The 21,245-nt window shown below is 64.1% G+C and carries 11 protein-coding genes; 4 read left to right on the top strand and 7 right to left on the bottom strand.

From position 1 onward, the window contains the following. Window positions 1-381: 381 nt before the first annotated feature. On the bottom strand, window positions 382-2,325 hold the full coding sequence (locus ACVWYO_RS06530) for an AAA family ATPase (protein WP_457349312.1): 1,944 nt from the start codon (window positions 2,323-2,325) through the stop codon (window positions 382-384). Continuing rightward, a complete protein-coding gene (locus ACVWYO_RS06525) occupies window positions 2,322-2,531 on the bottom strand; it encodes a helix-turn-helix domain-containing protein (protein ID WP_457349311.1) in 210 nt (69 codons plus the stop codon). The genes ACVWYO_RS06530 and ACVWYO_RS06525 overlap by 4 nt, the downstream gene beginning before the upstream one ends. 829 nt (window positions 2,532-3,360) lie before the next feature. Between ACVWYO_RS06525 and ACVWYO_RS06520 the strand changes: the two genes are divergently transcribed. Continuing rightward, complete coding sequence (locus ACVWYO_RS06520; protein ID WP_457349310.1) at window positions 3,361-3,711, top strand: hypothetical protein; 351 nt, start codon at window positions 3,361-3,363, stop codon at window positions 3,709-3,711. Window positions 3,712-4,481: 770 nt separating this feature from the next. Continuing rightward, window positions 4,482-5,542, top strand: a protein-coding gene (locus ACVWYO_RS06515) for an IS630 family transposase (RefSeq protein ID WP_457349309.1) whose coding sequence is annotated in 2 segments (ribosomal slippage) — window positions 4,482-4,974 and window positions 4,974-5,542 — 1,062 coding nt in all. Because the reading frame shifts where the segments join, the coding sequence is not laid out codon by codon here. On the opposite strand, the gene ACVWYO_RS06510 is transcribed toward ACVWYO_RS06515, so the two are convergent. Beyond that, window positions 5,502-7,433 (bottom strand): hypothetical protein, encoded by a 1,932-nt coding sequence (locus ACVWYO_RS06510; RefSeq protein ID WP_457349308.1) that lies wholly within the window; start codon window positions 7,431-7,433, stop codon window positions 5,502-5,504. The genes ACVWYO_RS06515 and ACVWYO_RS06510 overlap by 41 nt on opposite strands. Window positions 7,434-7,570: 137 nt before the next feature. Further along, complete coding sequence (locus ACVWYO_RS06505; RefSeq protein WP_457349307.1) at window positions 7,571-8,218, bottom strand: hypothetical protein; 648 nt, start codon at window positions 8,216-8,218, stop codon at window positions 7,571-7,573. Between the two features lie 670 nt (window positions 8,219-8,888). Between ACVWYO_RS06505 and ACVWYO_RS06500 the strand changes: the two genes are divergently transcribed. Then, window positions 8,889-12,272 (top strand): STY4851/ECs_5259 family protein, encoded by a 3,384-nt coding sequence (locus ACVWYO_RS06500; RefSeq protein WP_457349306.1) that lies wholly within the window; start codon window positions 8,889-8,891, stop codon window positions 12,270-12,272. Further along, window positions 12,273-18,338 carry a DEAD/DEAH box helicase gene (locus tag ACVWYO_RS06495; protein ID WP_457349305.1) on the top strand — a complete coding sequence of 2,022 codons (6,066 nt, stop codon included), beginning with the start codon at window positions 12,273-12,275 and terminating at the stop codon, window positions 18,336-18,338. It begins immediately after the preceding gene. Between the two features lie 39 nt (window positions 18,339-18,377). Here ACVWYO_RS06495 and ACVWYO_RS06490 read toward each other — a convergent pair whose 3' ends face one another. From ACVWYO_RS06490 to ACVWYO_RS06480, 3 genes are all read right to left on the bottom strand, one after another. Beyond that, window positions 18,378-19,622 carry a phospholipase D-like domain-containing protein gene (locus tag ACVWYO_RS06490; protein WP_457349304.1) on the bottom strand — a complete coding sequence of 415 codons (1,245 nt, stop codon included), beginning with the start codon at window positions 19,620-19,622 and terminating at the stop codon, window positions 18,378-18,380. Window positions 19,623-19,899: 277 nt separating this feature from the next. Next, entirely contained in the window at window positions 19,900-20,622 is a 723-nt protein-coding gene (locus ACVWYO_RS06485) for a hypothetical protein (RefSeq protein WP_457349303.1), read from the bottom strand. Between the two features lie 78 nt (window positions 20,623-20,700). Then, a complete protein-coding gene (locus ACVWYO_RS06480; protein ID WP_457349302.1) occupies window positions 20,701-21,006 on the bottom strand; it encodes a hypothetical protein in 306 nt (101 codons plus the stop codon). Window positions 21,007-21,245: the final 239 nt, after the last annotated feature.

Below are 21,245 nucleotides of genomic sequence, written 5' to 3'. Positions count from 1 at the left end.
TGGCGGGCCATGAATAGCTCCCTGCCCCGACACACGAGGCCTGCCGCGCCCGCCGCCAAGCGCATTATCGAATGAAGATTGGGCCGCAGCGGCGAGCCGGCGCGGACTCCTCCCAGCGCTGCCGCAGCGTGTTGAGCGTGTCGCCGGGCATCAGGTGAACGGTGTGGGGCTGCGCTGCACATGCGAGGTTCAAATTCATGGTGATTGCTCCGTGGGTTGTTGATCGTAACGGCTCGCTTGCCCCCGCCGCCGCGGGGCGCGATGCGCTTCAGAATCGGGCAGGGTCGCGCCTTTGTTCTGGATACCTCCGGTGGCGGCGCAGCCTGAATTGGTACACCGCAATCAAAGCAAGAGCGGTATTCAGATACCTGATATAGCATATCATTCGTCCCCGCTAGAGGGTGACGCGGCCGGAACCACAACGAGGCCTTCTTCACCATCGACCAAAGCGCCGGCATCGAGCAGCGCGGCAATCGCGGACAAGATTGCGTTGCGTGACATTCCAGTCAGTTCGGCCGTTTTTGCCTCGAACAGCCCAGATCTACCGGTCCTGCGTACGACGATAGCAGCCGAGTTGAGTTTGCCGATGGCGGACCGCACACGAGTTTCGGCGCAGTCATCTTCACCGCTTGGCCGGAGGCCAGCCGCGTTCGATATCGCAGGCCGCAACGTGAACGTATTGGCGTCGCGGACGTACACCTCGCCGAGGTTCGTCTCTGTCCAGAGCCCCGGCAGGTTTGATTTGATAGGGCCGATTTCGACGAGCCCGTTGCCGCGATAGATCATTCCAATGACAAGGCGCGCACGATCGGTGTGGACGCCGGAACCCCGGACCATCGGCAGCATATCGGCCAGGCGACGAGGGCGGGCCTTGGTAAGATGGTGCACCGCTATGACTGCGCAATTTTTGTCGCGAGCAAGGCGGGTGAGCCGGTCATAAAATCGCGACACTATAGCTGACGAGTCTTCATCGCCGTCTAGAAAGGCTCGGACTGGATCGATGATTAACAGATCGAGATGCGGAGTGAGCTCCAGCATCTCCAACACGTCCTCTAGGGGCACGCCCACACCGTCGATCACAAAATACGAGGCTTGGCCCCAAGCCGTTTCATGCGCGGCGGCTCGATGGTTGATAATGCCTTCGCCATCCTCACCCGAGATGATCGCCACCTCGTATTCCCCGGTGACTTCAGCACCGAGAACCATTCGCCGGGCGGTGGCTTCGGGACTGCCAAGCGCAGCCGCGATGGCGTGCGCCGCGCTCGACTTCCCTGAAGCGTTATTGCCGACCAACAGCGTGACGTAGCCACGCGGTATGCGCCCTTCCACCAGCCATTCAATCTTCTGGTTGCCCGACGCGCGCTCATCGGCACTGCCAAGCGTTCCAAAAAGAGCGAGATTGCCGCCGCTACGGCGCCACCGGCCAATCACCCGGTTTAGCTTTCCCGGTACCAGCGCTGCTCGGTCTAGATATTGCGATCGGCTCTCGGCCGCGCTGGGCAGATCGATGATCGGTAGAGCGCCGCCCCACGGCCCGACCGGCTCGGCGCAATTGCGCATTGCTTCGACCAGAAGCGTCGCGTTGACCGGACTGACTTTGGATTTGAGGTTGATCGAAGCGCCAGGCAGCGCGTCGATCGCCAAAGAAACGGGGGTAAATTCGCCGAGCGACGGCGCCCCAACCGCTGCGTCGTCAGCGGCGCAGACCAAGTAGAACGTAGGGGAGAGGCCGGCGGTAACCAGCCCGCGCATCAAGGTGGCATTGAGGCCGTCAGCCCGCACGCCGCCAATCGCGCCGAAGTGCGCCAACCAAGGCGAAATTGCGCTGATCACTTGCGGCGTCACTCGCGCGATCAGTTCTGCGTTCTCGTTTTCGTCGTCGGCGAGCGCCCAATTGGACCCAGCCGTCTCGCTGTCGGCGGGATCATATGCATCGATGTAAAACCCGAGCTTCACCGCATATGCGTGATAATCGGGGTCCTGCTGCTCCATCGCGGATCGAGCAGCGTCGATGGCGCTCGCCTGCTCGGCGCGTTCTGCGTCCTCCGCAGCAAACCGCGCGCGGAGGGCATCCTGATCAGCGATCTGGCGTTCTTCCGCCTCGGCGCGCACTGCGTCCTGCTGGGCTCGCCAAGCGGCCTGAGCCGTCTCGCTCTCATCCGGATGCTTCGCGTCGGCGGATAGGGCTTCTGCCTCCGCCTGTGCGTTCGCTGCCGCGAAGATCGCATTGATGGGATGCCCGGCGATCGACCCGGAGGGGGAGTTTCTGCCCAAGGTGGCCCCAGGAAAGATTTCGTCCAAATCGTCGAAGCACAGGCCTTTCACGCGGTTTTACCGATGTTCGCGGGCATCAACGGAAGCGCTGACAACCAACGCGCCTGCTCCGAGCGTTCGATGAGTGTGCGCTTGCCGGCCTTGCGAGCCACGATCCGTCCGGCTGCGATCTCTTTGTAGAGTTGCGCTCGACAAATACTCAGCCGCCCAGCCGCAACGGGAACAGGGTCGGCAAGAGGTTCGATGGTAATGGTCATGTGTCACCCTGCTGGACCGCCGTTCGTCGGTGGTAGATGCTAGAGGCGCTAAGATTAAATCAGTGTCAATCTGCACGATTTCGGATTTCGATCTTAGTTCCTACAATCTGTAGGAACTATCGTCATACTACATCCTCTAAAACTCCGAATAGCCCGCGAGAAAAACCGAAGGTTACTACAGAATGGGGGAACGTGATCCGCGCGAAAAAAAATTAGTGCGGGGCGGGAACGCGGATTTTATTCGATCGCTCCGGGTGGTGCCGGGGGGTGGGGTGGGGGTCGGCCAGCGCCCTGCCGGGGGCAGAACGCGCCCTCTCCCCGCACTCGTGGCTAGAGCACAGTGTCTCCTGCACTGTGTTCGATACCCTAAGATCGACGATAATCCGCCACCGCCCCTAAGCAGAGGCCTGGGTTGTGCCCGGTTGGCGGGCGCTATCACCTCTTTTCAAGATCTAGGGCCTCGCCGGACGTGGACGCTTGGCGTGAGCGCTACGAGCAGGCGGCGCGGTAGCGCTCGGATTGCCGCTATCTCGACCCTGCCGTGCGACTGGGGGCGGAGAGTGGGGTCGGCGAGGCGTTCGCTCGCGGTCCGCTGCGCTTTCGATGCAGATCTAAGGTGGTCGATTTATTTTTACAGTTCCTCATACGATTCTGGCGGTCAATCGTCGGATTCGACGCGACAAAGTTGGGAAATGTCCGATCTATAATTCGGAGATATCTCGAGCTTGTTGGCCAACACGCCAAAATACTTCGGAATATAGGCCAACTCTGTCTGTTTTGACATAAGAATATAAAGTATTAGTTATTATCGTCCAACAAGGAGTCGATCATGAGCAGCAACGTAATCGCATTTCCCTCAACCTGTCCGTCCCTAACCGCCTCTTTCAATTATGGATTGCCGGCAACAGTCATCCAATTCCCCACCGCAAAGGACCGCAAGTTGGCAAATAAGATCAAAGCTTCCCGGCTTTTCTCGGCCGCTGAGACGCTGTGGGATATGGACCCTGGCGCAACTCGACCAGTGGAGATGATGATGGAGCTGGCGTGCGAATGCGCGGACGCTACCTATCGGGAAAAGGCTGCCACATGGCTTTGGCAGAAATCTCGGATCAAAGTGGTTAGCCCCACTGGAACGATCGTCAGTAGGCCTTTGCGCCGGGCTCGGGCGCAGCATCGCTAATGACCGCGCCATCATCACATTCGGTGCAACGATCAGCCCATCCTCGACGCTCAGCGCGAGCGCGTCGCGGCTGCGGCTCCTTTCATGGAGGCGCAGGCCATATGGGTTCCAGGCGTGCTGTACCCGACGCTATCTATGAGAATATTTTGCGTCGGCCACTGTCTGGCCGCGCCGATTGGTTGTGGTATTTGGAGCCGCTTGGCCGAATCATCCAGCTAGGCGGGAAAGTGCGTATTGGGGAAAAGTTTGGGGAAGCTAGAAGCACCATCCTCATTTACATACGTAAGTGCTTGGAAGCGCTGGTGACCCCTACGAGAGCCGTTACCAACTTCGAAAACCCGCAGAAAAATGCGGTTCTTGGATATGGCGGAACCCCTCCGCTGTACCCGTCCGCTGTCCAGCCGCTGTACCTGCCCGGCGCACCAAGACTCCGCCGCGGGCCCATCCCACGACGCGTTTTCAGGATAGCGAGCTAAGTGGCGCCGGTCGAGAGCCGTATTCAACAGTCCATGCGCCGATCTGGTGACGCCGCCGCCGGCGGCGGTGTTATAGCAGCTTCAGCTTGTCGAAGAGCGCGACGTTCCTCCGCTGCGCATCTCGGAGCACCTTGCCGTAGTCAAGGACCTCGAAATAAGCGTTGTAGTTGCGACTGTAGCCGTAGAAGCCTTGGCCGTCGGGTAATACCAAGTCCCTTGGAGCCTGACTCAGCGCGGGGGATTCCCAAGTCGGTCATGATCTGATTCAACATCGCAGACGGTGGGAGGTTGGCGGTGGCATCAGCGGTTGGGCTTCGGGACGATTTTGATGGGTCTGGTCTTCGAAGGCTGGCGCGTTTGAGCGGTGACGCCAACCAGGTCCGGCGGCTGCTGGCGCTGGCGGTGATTTACGATGGTGGTGCGCGGCACGCGGCGGCACAGGTAGGCGGCGTTGGTTTGCAGACGGTTCGAGACTGGGTGCTGCGCTTCAATACCAGCGGGCCCGACGGCTTGCTCGACGGCAAAGCGCCCGGTCCGCGTCCGGTGCTTGGCCCAGAGCATAAGCGGGCGCTTGCCGAGATCATCGAGCAGGGCCCGATCCCGGCGTCACATGGCGTGGTGCGCTGGCGGATCGTCGATTTGATCCAGTGGCTGTTCGACGAATATGGTGTGGCGGTCAGCAAGCAGACGCTGAGCCGCGATCTGCGCGCCATGGGCTACAGGAAGCTGACGGCACGGCCAAGGCATCATGCGCAGGCGGCTGACGCCATCGACGTTTTTAAAAAGGCTTCCCAGCCCAGGTGGCAGCGATCCGAGCGACGCTCCCCGGGGGTACACCCATAGAACTGTGGTGGCAGGATGAAGCGCGGGTCGGCCAGAAGAATGGCATCACCCGGCGCTGGGCCAGACGCGGAACACGTCCGTCAGCGCCCAAGGACCAACGCACCACCTCGGCCTATATCTACGGCGCCATCTGCCCCGCGGAGGGCAAGGGGGCGGCGCTGGTGCTCCCGCGCTGCAATACCGAAGGAATGACGCTCCACCTCGCCGAGATATCCGCCGCTGTGGCGCCCGGCGCCCATGCCGTGCTGATACTTGATCAGGCAGGCTGGCATCTCTCGGCGGGGCTGATTGTCCCGGCCAACATCACGCTGCTGCCGTTGCCGGCAAAATGCCCAGAACTCAACCCGGTCGAAAACGTCTGGCAGTTCATGCGCGACAACTGGCTGTCGAACCGCATCTTCAAATCCTACGACGACATCATCGACCATTGCTGCTTTGCCTGGAACCGCCTCACCGATCAGCCGTGGCGCATCATGTCCATCGGACTGAGGTCGTGGGCCCATCGGTCCTGATCAGAGAGTCTTGGTATAACATTGTAGCATCCCGCTCACGAAGTATTTTCTTAAGTTTTGGGGTCAGGTCGCAAACGACGTAGCATGTAGCGGGGATGTCCGGTCCAGCAACCGAGATTGGCCGGCCGTTGGCGTCAAGTTGGGTCCCACACCGCACCTTCTCAACCACGCCTAGTACTTGGTTTAGCGGGTTAACCTCGTCGGTGTAATCGTCGCGCATAGGGCGCTTGAATTCGACAACGGTGAGGCTCGTCAGCGGCTGCGGTCCGTCACCTAAGATATATTCTTGGTCGAAGGCGATCAGATCCGGCCGCAGCGCCGAGTCCGATTGCAGCCCATCGATTGACCGGAGCTGCCGATCTGAATGTATCACTCCGTAGGAGTTAAGGCGCTCGTCGAGGAGCCAAAGGTTCTGCTGCGAATACAGTGTTTCATCGGTGCTCGATTTCATCGGAAAGATGATTTGGTGAAGGATCCGCTCGAGCGGATATCGGCCATCACCGACCGAATTCAGCGCCTTCTCGAACAGCTCCAGAATGATCTTCCGGTGGGTGACATACTGGGCGAGCGCGGCGACGCCGAGCTCGTTGTTGTTCTCCAGAAAATGAGAAAGGCGATCCCGATAGCCCTCGTAATCGTCGAGCCTGGCGGCCTCGACAAGCATCCTGCTTCCTTCCCGCTTTAGTTCGATCTCGCGCTGATGGAGCTCGCGATGAAGGGCGAGCTCGAGATCGTTTTTCGTGCCGCCCGGCGGGATGCGGTCGATGAATTCATCGGCCCGTTTCAGCAGAACACGGTAGTGCGGTGCATCGGTCGCGACATAGCTTCTTATGCGCTCCATCTTGGTGCAATTGATATCGGCGAGAACCTCGGACAGATCGTTGCGGACGAAATTGACGCAGGCGTTGCGGATCTCCGCTCGCTTTAGGGTCGGTATGAGCATCGTGCCCTGAAAAGCCTCCGCGTCCGAGCCGTCGTCAATGTCGAACGCCGTGCGCTCCTGATTCACATGCTCGTTCAAAAAGCGACTGGTCACGACTGCGAGATATACGAACGAGCCGCCGTTCGGGTCGAATAGCCGTCCCGACAGGTTGGGCACGAGGTCGTCAAGGTTCTCCGACAACACCGCACGCTCGTCCGCACAGTAGATCAGGCGGTGTCGAGCCATGCGCGGCGAGGCCAGGCGGAAACCGTGGACCGTGAAATCCTGATCCCGGATCGTGAAGGTCGAACGGGTCGCGTTCCGGCTGAAGGTCTCCTCGAAGAATGGGTTTAGCGGCAGCGTCTGCTTGCCGGAACGCAGCTCGATGCGTGGGCACGTCGGCTGCATGAGGAGCAGGATGAAATGCTCGCACATTCGAAGCGCAATGTGCTCGAGGTCTAGCGCGATCTCGCTTCTGTAAGGATCCTGGAACCCTATCAGAACGATCGAGGTCGCAACCTTCGCGCCATCTGTCGGCGTTGCGACCACCTGATCAGGGTCGAAGGCGGTGTCGAACAAGAATTTTCGGCGAAGGCGTCCTTCACCGTCGGCATCGAATACGCTGTCGATCTCGACGCGGTCGAACGCCTTGAGCCACAGGAAGCGGCCTACGCCCTTACCGCCTCTAGTATACTTGTGCTCAGAATATGCCGTGTTGAACGAGTCCATGTTCTCGTCCGTGAAACCAACCCCCTCATCGATGATCACTACATTCCCGATGCGACCGACACTGTCTATGTCCAGGGACGGTGCCTCCACAAAGTTAACTATTATCGTGCCGTCGCCGTCGCCGTCTCGGTCCTGCACCGACTGGACGGCGTTCATCACCGCCTCGAATATCGGCAGGAGCGGTTTCCACTTCGGCAGTTTGGTCTGCCTTATCTGACCGGAGAGGCTGGTGCGGAACATCGTTCACTTGTGCGTCGAAACTTTCGGGCCGCCACCCGAATTCGCGGGTGACCGATCGCGGAGTCCGCGGCTGTTAGCCACGTCGCCCTACATGCCGAATGCAAGCGATGGAGCGACCGCCGCCCTCCGGCGGGCGGTCAGGTGGATTGAGGGTCGAACCGGTATTCGTGATCGTCCCACGGATAAATCGAGATGCGCGTTTCGGCCGTCACCAGGAAAGCGATGTGGCAGACAACCGCGATCGCGTCGGACAGGAACGATAGGAATGACACGTGCCCTGAACCGTCGTGGGCGAAGTCGTTCCGGATACGCTTCAAGTCGACCATGCGCCGCGCCGCCTGTTCCGGGACGTCGGCAGACTCCGCCCCGAAATGTTTCGCGAACGCGGCGCGCGCTGTCTCGACCTGGACCCGGTCGCGCAGGTCGGCGAAACCGTTGATGTCCTCGTGCCAGGCCTTGTTCCGATTGATGCCGCCGGGCTGTACGATCGCCGACACCTCGTCGCCATAGACCTCGACTAGTGTAAACACATAGGATGCCGACGCCGCCTCGAGGGGGAACTTGCGGATGTGGGCACCGACCTCGTGAGATCCCAATGGGACGTCGTCGTGGTAGAAACTACCTTCCGCGCGGTGAGCGCTCTTAAGGATGTTCTTGCGCGTTGCGAGTACGCCGGCGCCCGCAAATGTGCCCTCGGCGGTTTCCGCCTCGAACTCGCGGAAATCGCGAGAATGCCGGTCAATTACGTTACGCTGAATATCGTAGACCGTCTTGAACTCAAGCAACCTTCTCAGGCTCGAGTAGGTCAGCTGAAGGACTCACACCCTGCGATCCACAGTGTCTGCATCCGTCATTGCGCACTCCTGGTGGTGATCTGCCTTGCGGAGACGGCGCGACGAAGGCTTTGCGGTAGGCGCGCCATCCGACCCGCCGCCACGTCTGCGATTTAGCCTGCCCTAATGCGCCTGTCGACGCTTCGCCACGGCAGCGCACCGGCTATCATCGTGCCTATTCGAACTTCGCCGATCAGCGCGTCAGTCAGCTTGTAGATATTGCGCGGTAGCTTGCGCTAGCGCGGGTCCGGCCAGCCGCGCACGGAAAGCCCGTCCTTAAGCGCCAGCTCCGCGGCGAGACACGTTTTGTCTGGACGGCGGCCTCGGCGTTAAAGTCGTTCATGCAATAAAATACGCGTTGCATTGTAGCCGGGATTGGGCGCTAGTCGAGCCACTGCAGTGACCCAGTTCGCCAGGGATGCTGTTCGTTCTAAGAATTCGAAATAGCCGGTCGGCAGCTTCCACGGGGATTGGATTATCGGCCTAGATCGAGCAGGATACGTGCACTCGTCGAATTCGTGCTGTGCCTCCTCGGGTCGGCATCGCTCGCGCAGTTGAAATCGTCGGAGCGTCACGTCGCGACTTAGCGGCGGATCGCGCTGTCGAGTGGTAAGGGGGGTGGGTGGACGGGGCGGATTACGCGGCACGCATAGAGGCGGCCAGGACCGATGCAGATGAGCTTGGCCGTATAGCGGACGAGTTGCAGTCGTCGGCTGCACCCGACTCTCAGCGCCTTCGCAACAAGGCCGTAGCGCTGCGCTTCATCCTGCGGAGATCCTCCGGTGCGCTCAGGCGCCCGCTCGGTACGGCGCCGGCGGCCGCTGCCGCTGCCGCAGAGCTTCCGCAGTGGCTAGCCGATCTCCAGCTGCCCGCGATCGACGGACGCCCGCTGCATGCCTACCGACTTCGGGACGATCGCTTCTCCGATCTGCAGGCGAAGCTCAAGGCGCGCGCCTCCGCCCTGATGTTCGCGCCCGACAAGGTCCTCGCGGCTCAGTTCGTGCTATGGGCGGCCGAGTGGTTCCGACGGTGCTACGATGGCACCGGGCAGCGCTGGGATGCGCTCGGCGTGCCGCTCGAGCTGCGCGGGAGCTGGACCAACTACCGGAAGCTGACCGACATCGGACTTCGACATTGGCGCATCCCGGAGCTGCGGATCAACGGCACGCATCACCGTCTTGCGGCGATCGCTAGGCAAGGCGGCTTCCCGCTCGCGGCGATCGAGGGGAAGGGGGCGGGCTGGGCGCCACGATTTCTGGAGCGTCTTGTCGGAGCCCTGCTGGCCGAGCCGGACGCCTCGCTCGACGTGGCCGAGCGTATCGCCTCGTCGCTCATGGTTCTGGTGCCCGAGACCTGGCGCAACCAGGAGATAAAGATCGTGTCCGCCGAGCTCGCGACCGAGATCGTTCGGCTGCGACGCCTCGCGGATGCGGAAGGGGCGCCTGAGGGATCGCTCACGTCGCTCTGGCTCGACAGGCACCACCCGGCCTGGCGCGACGAACTGCCTGTCGGTGTCAGCAGCGAGGCGGGACGAAGCCTGATCGACGGCCTGATGCGTACCGCGGTCCTGCGTGGAGGGACAGGTGCGGTTGGTCTGCGACGACTGCTCACCTTGACGTCGGACGGGCGGAGAGAGCTGGTCGAGCTGAAGCTCACCGGAACGCTCAATGACGTCGAGGGTAGGGCGATCTCGCGAAACCTCGGGGAGGACTGGAGCCGGCTGCGCCTTTTCCCGTCCGGCGAGTTCGCGCGGCACGTGGCCGGCGAACTGGCCACCGCGGATCCGGATGAGGAGGGCACCTGGACGGCGAGACCGAGCACGACGCGGAGCAGGTTCGACCTACCGCTGTCGATCGCGGTCACGGCGGAGCTGCGCGGTGGCGGCGCGCGGGTGGGCGAGCCGTTCGGCCTGCCGGGCGGGGACGCAGTCCCACCCGGCGTGCGGGTCTACGTGGCGGACGGCGACCAGGGCGTGAACGATCGCTTGGAACTGACGCTTCTTGGTGTCGGAAGCGGAGGGTACAGGCCGGACCGGCTGCACGTCGACGTGCCGCGAACGTGGACCTGCGCCGCACATGACGAGCTCAGCACTTCCGAACTGCTGGCCGGTGGCAGTCAAGGCGAGCGGTCGCTCTGGATCGTGGAAGGCGCAGCCCTGGTCACATCCGAGCGTGGAGACCGGTATCTGGTCCGCGCGGGACAGAAGGGCGAGCACCGCGATCGATTGTTCATCCTGGGCACCGTCGCTCGCGAGTGCTCGAGCGTAGACCCCACGCTGCCGCTTTTCGTCGGCGCGCCCGCGTTTCGACTGCGGGACGGTAACCGTGAGAGGATGGCGGCGCCGGGCGAACTCGTCTGGCGCGCGGCGGGGGCTGCCGGTTGGCAGGCTAACGCGCTCGCTCCATCGCACGGCCAGTGCGAGTTCGCGTGGCGCGATGAGCATAGCGGGCACATCCGCGCAAGGGGTGATGCCGTCGTGCTGCCAGCGGCCTTCGCGATCGAATCCCGCAGGGTCGGTGAATGGCTCAATCTCACCGTCTCCGGATGGCCGGGTCGCATGGAGATGGACGGCGGGGCGAAGGTCGGCCTCGACACCTGGCGGTTCCCGACGCGCGCGACCACGAGATCGAGCACCACGCTACGCCTCCTCGTTGACGGACGGGCACTCGTCGAGATCTCGATCGCGCTTCCCCACCAGTCCTGGATAGACGACTGGTCCGCTGGTCCACTGCAGCGCGGCTCGCGCATCTCGCTCTCGACGATAAACCGTTTCGTCGCTCGCGCCGACGGCAGGTGCGAGCTGCTCGCCGATCTCCTCGGCCGCAATCGGAGGCCTATGGTGCAGGGAATCTCGAGCTGGTGGGTCGACGGCGAGCTGCCGATGTCCACGGTCCGCGACGACCTCGCGGCGCTGCTCCGGCCACTTGGCGACATACGCGCGACGGTGAGGCTCAAGTTCAACGATGGCCATGAGGACTTCTGGTTCGTCGAGGAGTTCGAGCACATCCTCCAGAAGGAGGGACGTGGATGGTGTCCTGATCGTGCCGTGGTCGAGGGCGACGTCCGCATCGTCGGGCGAGCCTTGGCCCAACCCGCGGCTGAGCGGGACTTTGGCTCTTACGGCCTGCTCGCCAGCGGGATGCACAGACCCTTCGAGATTCCGACCCTTCACGGCGACTGGCTGGTCTACCTCAGGGCCAACGAGCGAGTGCTCAGCTGCCCGCAGTTCATCCGGGGGCGCGACATGGCCGTGGCGCCGACCACCGCGCTCGGCCGGGCGATGGCGGTCCAGGAGCGGGAGCCGCGGCTGGCGGCGATCGTCGGGCTCATTGACGACACGCTGGGGGAGCCGACTTCGCGCGAGAGCCGCGAGCTCGTGAAGTCAGCCACCGATCTCGCCCTCTCGCTCGACGGCATGCCGCCCGCGACATTCGACGTCCTGGCGCTGATCTGCGACCGGCCGCTTCTCGGCACCATGATGCTGTTCCACGCGGCGGCGAAGGACCTTGATGCGCTGGTTCGGCTGACCGAAGGGCTGCCGATGGCGTGGTCGCTGGTGCATGTCCGGTGCTGGGAGGAGGCCGCGGCCGCATTGGCCGAGTACCTGTTCGAGACCGCACCCGACGAGCCGCTGCTGGTGGCCCGGATGGTGAGCGACCGTCGGAAGGCGATCGCGGAACAGGAGCCCGTCCTGGCACCGCTCTTGGGGTTGAAATCCGAGCACGACGGACTTGTCGTGGCGTCCAACGCTTTTCTGAATAGATCTGACGACCGCATACAGGACATGCAGAACCCGTTTCGGCGGCGACATGCGGACCTGCTTCCGGCATGGGGCGTGGGAGAGCACTTCTGGCGCGCTCTGGATGCACCCGTCGCCGCGGCGTTGTCCGCGATGCAGCGGGTCGAGCTCGACGATGCCGAGATCAGGTGCGTTAAAGACATAGGACGGCGCCATCCGCGCTGGTTTCGCGAGGCGTTCGCCGCCACGCTCGAGGAGTATCGCTAGATGGCAGACGCAGACCCCTCTCCGGCGACCCTGAGCCCGCTCGAGGTTGATGCGCGCTTGCGCGAGCGGGTGGCCGCCGCGGTGATCGCTCAGGCCGGCATTCGGCACGATGGCCTCAACTCATTTCTCCGCGCCCGGCTGTCATGCACGGACGTGTCCCGCGGCGCACTTTTCGCCGAGCCCGCGCTCGAGGGCGCCGCGGGCTTCGTGTCGTCCGGTCGATCTCCCAAGGACCTTCGCGGCGGCCTCCTCCACCCGCGCGTGGTTGATGCACTCGTGGGAAGGGAGGGTGACCCGTACCGATTCGACTATCCGGCGTACGCGCACCAGATCGAGGCCTGGACGCACCTGCTGGCGAAGGAGCCGCGATCCGTCCTCGTTTCGAGCGGCACAGGTTCCGGCAAGACGGAATGCTTCCTCGTGCCCATGTTGGACGACTTGGCGCGCGAGGTCGAAGTTCGGGGTCGGCTCATGGGTGTGCGGGCGTTGATGCTCTATCCGCTGAACGCGCTTATCGCGAGCCAGGAGGAGCGCCTGCGCAGGTGGATCGCGCCGTTCGGCGGCGACATCCGCTTCGCGCTCTACAACGGCCTGATGACGGACAACCGCAAGAGCGAGCGCGACCGGGCGGAGGTCGACCACCCGGGGCAGGTCCTCTACCGGCGAACCCTTCGTAGCGATCCACCGCCGGTCTTGGTCACGAACAGCACCATGCTCGAATACATGACGATCCGGAAGGAGGACCATCCGATCGTCGAGGCCTCGCAAGGTCTTTTGCGGTGGATCGTCATTGACGAGGCGCACAGCTACGTCGGATCCGCAGCGGCTGAGGTCTCGCTTCTGCTGAGGCGCGTGCTGCAGACGTTCGGCGTCGAGGCGGCGAACGTGCGGTTCGTCGCGACATCGGCGACCATCGGCGGCTCTGACGAAAAGTCGAGGGCCGAACTGCAGCGCTACCTTGCCGACCTGGCCGGCGTTCCGACATCGCAGGTGAGCGTGGTGATCGGCCACCGGCAGGACGTCGCCCTTCCACCGCCGACGTCGGCTGCAGGGCCACCGGATCCGGCGCGCGCCGACTTCGCGGCGCATCCCACGGTGCAGGCGTTCGTGCGAGAGGCCGAGCGTGGACCGATGTCGCTGACCCGCGCCCGCCAGATCGCCGGCACGGCGCTGGACACGTCCTCGCTGATCCACGGTGTCGCGACCCCGAGGCCCGGGACGAGGGGGGACGGTCCCCTGCTGCCGCTCCGTGTGCACCAGTTCGTGCGGGCCGTGCCAGGCCTCTGGTCCTGTTTGGACGGGGGTTGTGCTCGCGAACGCCCTGAGGAGTGGCCGTATGGCGGCATCTCGTTCCAGGACGACGATCGGTGTGGCGGGTGCGGAGGCCAGCTGTACGAGATCGTCAGCTGTCGCGAGTGCGGAGAGCCGTGGCTCAACGCGTACGACCATGGTGACAGGTTGCTTCCCGCGGCGACGACCCCGGACCGTGACGAGTTCGCCGCCGCCAGCGCGCGCGAGATGGATGATGGCGATGCTGAGACCGAAGACGGTGAGGCGGAGGACCAGGAGCCGATCGGCGTCCCCGCGGACGGCCAGCGCAGGCTTCTGGGCGTTCGCGCGCTTCCGGACCTTCAGCTGCGTGGCGTGGACCCGCGGGACGGAAGTCTCCCCGAGCGCAAGGGCGAGGGGACCCCGGTCTGGATGAGCCGACCCGTCGACGACGGGCGATGCGCTCGCTGTCATGCGGCACCCGGCACCAATTCCAGCGGACCGCTGTGGCCATTCCGCTTCGGGGCACCCTTCCTGATCCAGAACGCGACACCGACCATGCTGGAAGGGGTGTCCGCAAGCCGGGTCGAAGGCATCGAGCTTCCCGCGGAAGGGCGTCAGCTGATCTCTTTCACCGACAGCCGCCAGGGCACAGCCCGTTTCGCGGCGAACATCGAGACCATGTCGGAGCGCAGCTACGTCCGTTCCTTCGTCTACCATCTCGTGCAGAAGGCATCGGCGCCCCCGGATCTCTCACCCGAGCTGAGGGTGGAGCTGGAGGAGAAGCGGGACAAGTTCGCCAGGCTCGCGCAGGGGGATGCGATGTTCGCGCCGTATCTCGCGGAGGTTGAGGCGGAGCTGGGCCAGGGCGCCGTCGAGGCGGGCGTCCCATGGACGGCGGCGGTGCGGGACCTGGGCAGCGAGCCGATGGTTCGACAGTGGATCGGCCGCGTGTGGGATGCGGATCGCGATGAGCGGTTCCACCGTGATCCCGACGCGCTTGCCAACTACCTCCTGCTCCGGGAGCTTGCACGGCGGCCGCGCCGGGCGAACGCGATCGAAACGCTCGGCTTCGCCAAGCTGGTCTTTCCACCGATCGAGAAGCTGACCCAGGCGCGGGTGCCGGAGGCCCTGACGCGAAAGGGCCTCGGCCTCGGGGACTGGCGCGACTATCTCTACTTCCTTGTGGATGCAGCCATCCGGACCAACTTCGTCCTGAACATCAGTTGGGCCGATGCGCGGTGGTTGCTGCCGAGGCAAGCCTTCGTGCGCAGCATCGTGGGGCCTGGCCAGAGCCGCCGCAATGCCTCGGACATCGTCTGGCCCCGAGCCGGGGCGTCGGGTCCGAAGACCAATGCGGTCCTGCTTCTGGAGCGGACGCTCGGGCTGGATAGCGCGTCGGCCGAGGATCGCGCGACCATCGATGACATACTCCAGTCCGCCTGGGATCAGGTGCGTCCGCTACTGGAGAGCACGGCCTCCACCCTTTCACTGGACCTTGGCCGGGCTTCCCTTGCGCCGGTCCGTTCGGCCTGGCTATGCCCGGTGACGCATCGGGTGCTCCCACGGCTCGCCCTGGGGCGGACCCCGTACGGCCTTCGCGGCCCCCCCCCGGGTGCGGACCAGAAGCCGCGGGAGCTCACCTTCCCGCAGCTCCCACAGACGTTCCCACGCAGCGCTGTCGATCGGGAGCGCCTGGCTGGGTTCACGCACGACGATCCGCTGGTGGCCGAACTCCGCGGCGCGGGCGTGTGGTCCGACCTTCACGACCGGGCTGCGTCGTTCGCGCCCTACATCCGGGCTGAGGAGCACTCGGCGCAGCAACCGCCATATCGGCTCCGCGAGTTCGAGGAGCAATTCAAGAAGGGGGAGATCAACCTCCTGGCATGCTCGACCACGATGGAGATGGGCGTCGACATCGGATCGATCGAGGCCGTCCTCAACACCAACGTGCCACCCTCCATCGCGAACTACCGTCAGCGGGTGGGGCGCGCGGGACGGCGGGGCCAGGGGTTCGCCTCATCGCTCACCTTCGCGCGCAACACCCCGCTGGACCGCGAGGCCTTCCTGGACCCGGTGGCCTACCTCGGCACGAAGCTGCGGTCGCCGAAGGTGCAGCTTGAATCGCGGCGCATCGTCCAGCGGCACGTCAATGCGCTGCTCCTCGCGCGATGGTTCCGCGAGGCATCCGGCGAGTTGACACGTGTCAAGGCGGGTGACTTCCTCGGTTACCCGCAAGGCCTGACCCTGGATCCTCCCGTCGATCCACCGATCGCGCAATTCCTCGCCTGGCTGGCGCAGCCGAGCACGGACTCAAGCACGGGTCCCGGAACTCGCGCGCTGACCAGGGGGACGGCTCTTGAGGGCAACGCGTCGGTGCTGACCACTGCCGCACAGATGTTCGGGTCGGCGGCTGTCTCCTTCGGAGAGCAGTGGCGAGCGCTGCGGGAGCAGGCGAGGACGCTCGCACCTGACGCGCGGGCCGGGATCGAGATCCAGGTGCGCCGGATGTGCCGCGAACCGCTGCTAAGGGAACTCGCCAACCGTTCGCTGCTTCCAGGTCACGGATTCCCCAACGCGGTCGTGCCCTTCATCACCGACTGCGCCGAGACCCGTGACAGGCACCGCAACCGGTCGGACGATGAGGGCGAGACCACGCGGAACCGGAGATACGACTATCCAAGCCGCAATGCCGACGTCGCCATCCGCGAGTATGCGCCCGGAGCGGAGATCGTGGTCGACGGGCTCGTCTGGACCTCGGAGGGCGTGACGCTGAACTGGGAGCGGCCCGCCCACGACAACGGCAGTCCGGAGATCCAGAGCGTGCGCTGGTCCTGGTCGTGTCGCGACTGCGGGGAGGCGGGCTGCTCGCGAACGATGGTCGAGCAGTGCAACGCGTGCGGCTCGACGAGTATAGAGCAGCAGCAGTTCCTCGAGCCGGCCGGCTTCCGGGTCGACTGGAAGGCGAAGCCGCACGCCGAGACCGACAGGGTGGAATACATCGAGCCGATACCGGCTCGCATTTCGGCCAGGGAGGCGCGCTGGGATCCCCTGCTCGACCCTATCCTGGGACGCGTGAGGGCGACCTCCGATGGCATGGTGTTCTACCATTCGATGGGAAGGCGGAAGCAAGGCTACAAGATATGCCTGGACTGCGGTCGCGCGGCCGAGGAGGGCGGCCCACCGCTCACCGATCACAACGCGCTCATGCCACCCAAGGGTGGCGCCGGTCGGTGTTCCGGCAACGACAAGACGTTCGCGATAACGCGTCCCCTGGCGCTTGGGCATGAGGTCTTGACGGACGTGGCAGAGCTTCAGCCCGCGAACCTGACCGACCTCGGGACGGCGTGGGCGCTTGCATCGGCCATGCGCGAGGCCCTTTCCCGGCGGCTTGGCATCGAACCGCGCGAGCTGGGGCTGGGCGTTGCGCGACGCACCGGGGCACTTGGCGCTCCGACCTATTCGATCTTCCTCTATGATCAGAGTTCGGGAGGTGCCGGCTATTCGCCCCGCCTGCTCGACGAGCTCACCGTTGTCCTGCAAGGCGCGCGACGTGTCCTTGAATGCCCGATGGAATGTAGGACTGGATGCTCCTCGTGCGTCCTCGTGGCGGACATCTTCGCGCAGCAGGAAATCATCGATCGCCGCGCCGCCCTTTCATTTCTCACGACGCTTCTCGCTGACATGAGCGAACCGGATGAGGACGACCTGGCTGGGCCTAATTCGGTCCTCAGCGGGCCGGCGGCCGATGCCATGGTCAGGCGGGTGCAGGCCGGTGAAGTGGCGGCGATCTGGACCGGAACGGACTATGATCTGGCTGCCTTGGCCGAGACGCCGTTCTCCACCGTCTTCGGATCGCTGGGCACGGTTGGTGCGGAAGTGCGCCTTGTTCTGCCATCAGGGGCCCTTGAGCAGATGGACGACGCGGCGCGGGCAGGGCTGCGGAACGCCTCCTTCCGTCACGGCTTCACGCTCTGGAGCGCGGATCCGGTCGTGGGCGCGAACGGCGCCGTTATGCTGGCGGCCATCGGTTCGTCCGGCGGTGCAACCGGCTTCTTCACCCGCGACGCGGCTGCCCGCGTGCTCGACGCCGGCTGGGGATCGGGAAGCGAGCATCCGCTTGTGTCGATGCCGCTCGCGTCGTTTCCGCAGATGCTTCGCGTGGACGCCGATGCACTGGAGCGCTCATCGCCTGGCGACCGAGTCCGCATCATGCAGTCCGATCCGGGCCGGCCGGTGAAGCAGTTCGGGACGGGGATGGTATCCCGGGTTCTCAAGGACGATCTGGAGGCCGCTGGGCTGTGGAAGCCCGGTCACCTCGCAGCGATCGGCTATTCCGACCGCTATCTGAAGGCACCTCTGCCCGTCTTGCTGATGTTCCGCACAGTCGCGGCGCTGCGGGACTCGCTCGCGCCCAAGGGCGTCCTCATCCCTTTTGACGTCGTGACCGAGCCGCTCCGGGACGATCGGTACGGTGGTGCCCCTTTCAAGATCGGGAACAACTGGCAGAACGAGGGAGACCGCGCCCACGTTGTGGAAGCTCTCGCCGAACGCCTGCGGCTTCAGTGCCGATACTACGACTCCCACGCGCCGCACGGACGCAAGATGACGATCAGCTACGACGACGGCATGGTGGCGGTGATCCTGTTCGACCAGGGTTTCGGCTACTGGCGTGCTACATCCTCAGACCGGCATGATTTCAGGGCGGGCCCGGAGCGGCAGGCCGGTGCGCTCCTTGATGCGTCAACATTCGTCGCGGGGGTGGGCGAGAGCTATGTGGCTGTCACGCGAAGTTGATGCGGAGCCGACGGAGGAGCCGCAGCCTGTCAACTGAAGCTAATCCTCTTCGGTCGCCTCCGGCTCCTTCCAGTAGGCGAAATTGAACAATACATCGAGCTCGCTGAGGTCGCCGAGCCCTAGGCCTCGGCGAAGCCCCTCTGCATCGGCTGCGAAGCGGGCGTACCGGGCACCATCGACTGACGATTTCGCCGGTGCGCGGGGATAGCCGGTGATGTTGGCGAGGCCCATTCCGGCTACGGAATTGCGGTTCATGACCGGAAATCGTCGCGGATCGCGCGTGTGGAGCACTTCGGTCAGGACGTTGATCCCCGCTCGTGGGATGCCGTCGAAATGGTGCCTGAGGAGATCGAAGAGCTTCGCTGGATCCTGCGAGGGCTCGGAATCGAGGGCCCGCAGTGCCTCCTGAAACCGCGCTCCCTTCCGCGCGATCGCCGTCTTGCCACGTTGGAGACCACCCGAGTGCCAGCATCCGATCTGCTCCTCGTACCGAGTAAGGAACATGCTTCGCTTGAGGTCCGGATCACGCGCCAACCCAGCGAGTAGGGACTGGGCTTTCGCATGGTTCAGACGACGCCCTTCCGACTGCGCATCGAAGCCGTCAGGCCCATCGTCGGCACGCATCTCTGCCAGAAGGTCGCTCAACGACACGATCTGGCCGGGCGGAGCCTGCATTGCACGACGCGCTCGCCGTTCCGCCGCCTTCATCGCTGCGCGATAGATGTCGCGACGCTGCTCGTAGCGATCGATGAGTGCCGGACTCGCCTCAACGACGTCCTTGGTTTTCACTCGACGCGAGATCCAAGCCCGCAGCCATTTCTCGGAGCTGGGAACGCCGTCGGCGAGGGTGGCGGAGATCTCGTGGTTGTTGCAGAACCCGCCCGAGGTCATGTTGGCGGACCCCACGATCAGGGTTTCAGTATTCGGCTTCTTCGACCAGTAGATCTTGGGATGCAGCGTGGCGCCGCCCGCCTCCTTTCCCATGTAGACCTTCACGTTGCCTGCCTTTCCTGCCGCGCGCTGCATCTGGAGCAGCACCCGAAGAACCCCGGGTTCACTCTGGAAGAAGTCGATCCCGACCACGAACGTGGCTCTGATGCCCTTGGCGGCGCGCGCCTCAAGTGCTTCCCGAATGAGCTTGAGGCCGGATGTCTTTGCGAACGCCACGATGCAGATGAAGTGCGTGGCATTGGCGAGGCTGGCGATGATCCTCGAGGCATGATCGTCTTCGTCGCCTTCGTTATCGAACAACACCGTGGAAGCGGGCGGGGGCTTGTGCTTCATAGGCTTAGACCCGTTTCATCTTTTGCAGTTATGCAGGCGCATTTTCGGCTGCCGACAAGGATCTTAACGGGTTGGTCGGGATTGGGGAATGGTAGTTGAATGCGTTTCGGCGAACACTTCGACCCGCCGGTAAACTATGGGCGCGGGACGGCTGGTTACGGGTAAAGGACGAGCTTCGACCCGCTCTGTCCATGCGCCTGCCCGGCAGGCAGTCAAGCTCCCGTCGCTGGTCGTTCAATGCACGGGCGTGTTGTTTCGAATTCGGTTTCTGGCGGCGTCAATCGCGAATCTTCGGGAGCTGTTCCAGTTCACGGCGATACCTCCAAGTACCGAGGTGCCCCCCTCCAACGTCCAGGGTTGTCGATGATGGATGCCAGCGATCCGTTCGAGCGGCTGCAGCTGGCGGAGCGCCTATCGGCGCATCTTCGTTGCATCCGCGACGCGCGCTGATGCCGCTGGCAGCCAACCGGGGTTCGTTTATGAGCTCCGTCGGAAAACGATCCCTGAGTCCGCTCACGCCCGCGAGATCGCCAGCTGCTGCAGCGTTCCATATGTTCAGTGGTTTCTTGCCGATGACTACGTATCGGTAGAAGCCAACGGCGCGGTATATAAGAAGGCCGACATCATCCCCGGATCGCTGGCTCCGGTCAGCGCAGGAGTCTGACGGGACGCTTCCAGGCAGGCCAGCCGTGGGGCGTGACAAGCGGATTTCCCTCGCGACAGCGCGCTCGGGTAAATCGCTCTCGACCGCCCCAACCGTGAACGGAGCGTCGTCTCCGGCACGGCCTGCGAGCCGATCAACCAGCCTCGCTATGTCGGTAGGCGACTTCTCGCCGGTCAGGTTCGCTGCGAACGGCATTGCTCCAAGCGGCTCCGTGCGCGTCGCGGCCAGCCACATTATCTCGATGCCGTCGCCCGGCTCGATCCTCTCGATCTGCAGATGGTAGAGCCGCGCGAGATGGGCGGGTTCGCGGGTAACGGAGACAGTGCCGATCGCCACCCGCTGGTGTGCGGCCCGCGTCCGCCGCCAGCTGGAGCTGCCGGGTGGCGGTCATGTCGGAGCGCTTCACCTCGGCGATTACTGCGGCGAGCGCGCCGTGGCGCAGCGCGTCCTCCATGAGCGCGAGCACATCGTTGTCCTCAAGACCCTCGGCGAAGATGACACCCCCCCGGGCGGGAGACCGGCCTGTTCGAGGCCCGGAGCGTAGAGGTCGAAGCGGCTGACGGCCCACAGGCCGCGGCCGTCGCCGATGCCGGCGAAGCGGGCGGCGATGCCCGCAACGAAAGGTGCCGCGGCGGCATCGTCGCTGAGCGAGGGGGCGCCAGGCGCGACCTCGTGCAGTGCTGCACCGTCGATCCCGTTGTCGCCGAGACGCTTATCCATCTAGTCTAGGTCGAACGGCAGGGCCGGGACGTCGCGGGGGCGCACGACCGCCGCGCTCTCGCGAAGGAGGGCCAGCGACTCGACTTGGGCGGTTGCGGAGGACATGTTGGGACGACTCTTTCGTTCTGCCTATGTTCCTCGCTTGGCTCGCGCTGGTCAAGTGGCAGCGACAAGCAGGTACCGCAGTTGAACCGGAGCTCTTCTCCCGTGGAGGGGGCCGATATGCGCGATGAGGTGAT

The organism is Sphingomonas sp. UYP23 (assembly GCF_054059235.1).
Note: the sequence above shows the minus strand (reverse complement) of the source record. Positions and strands in the feature narration are given on the sequence as shown.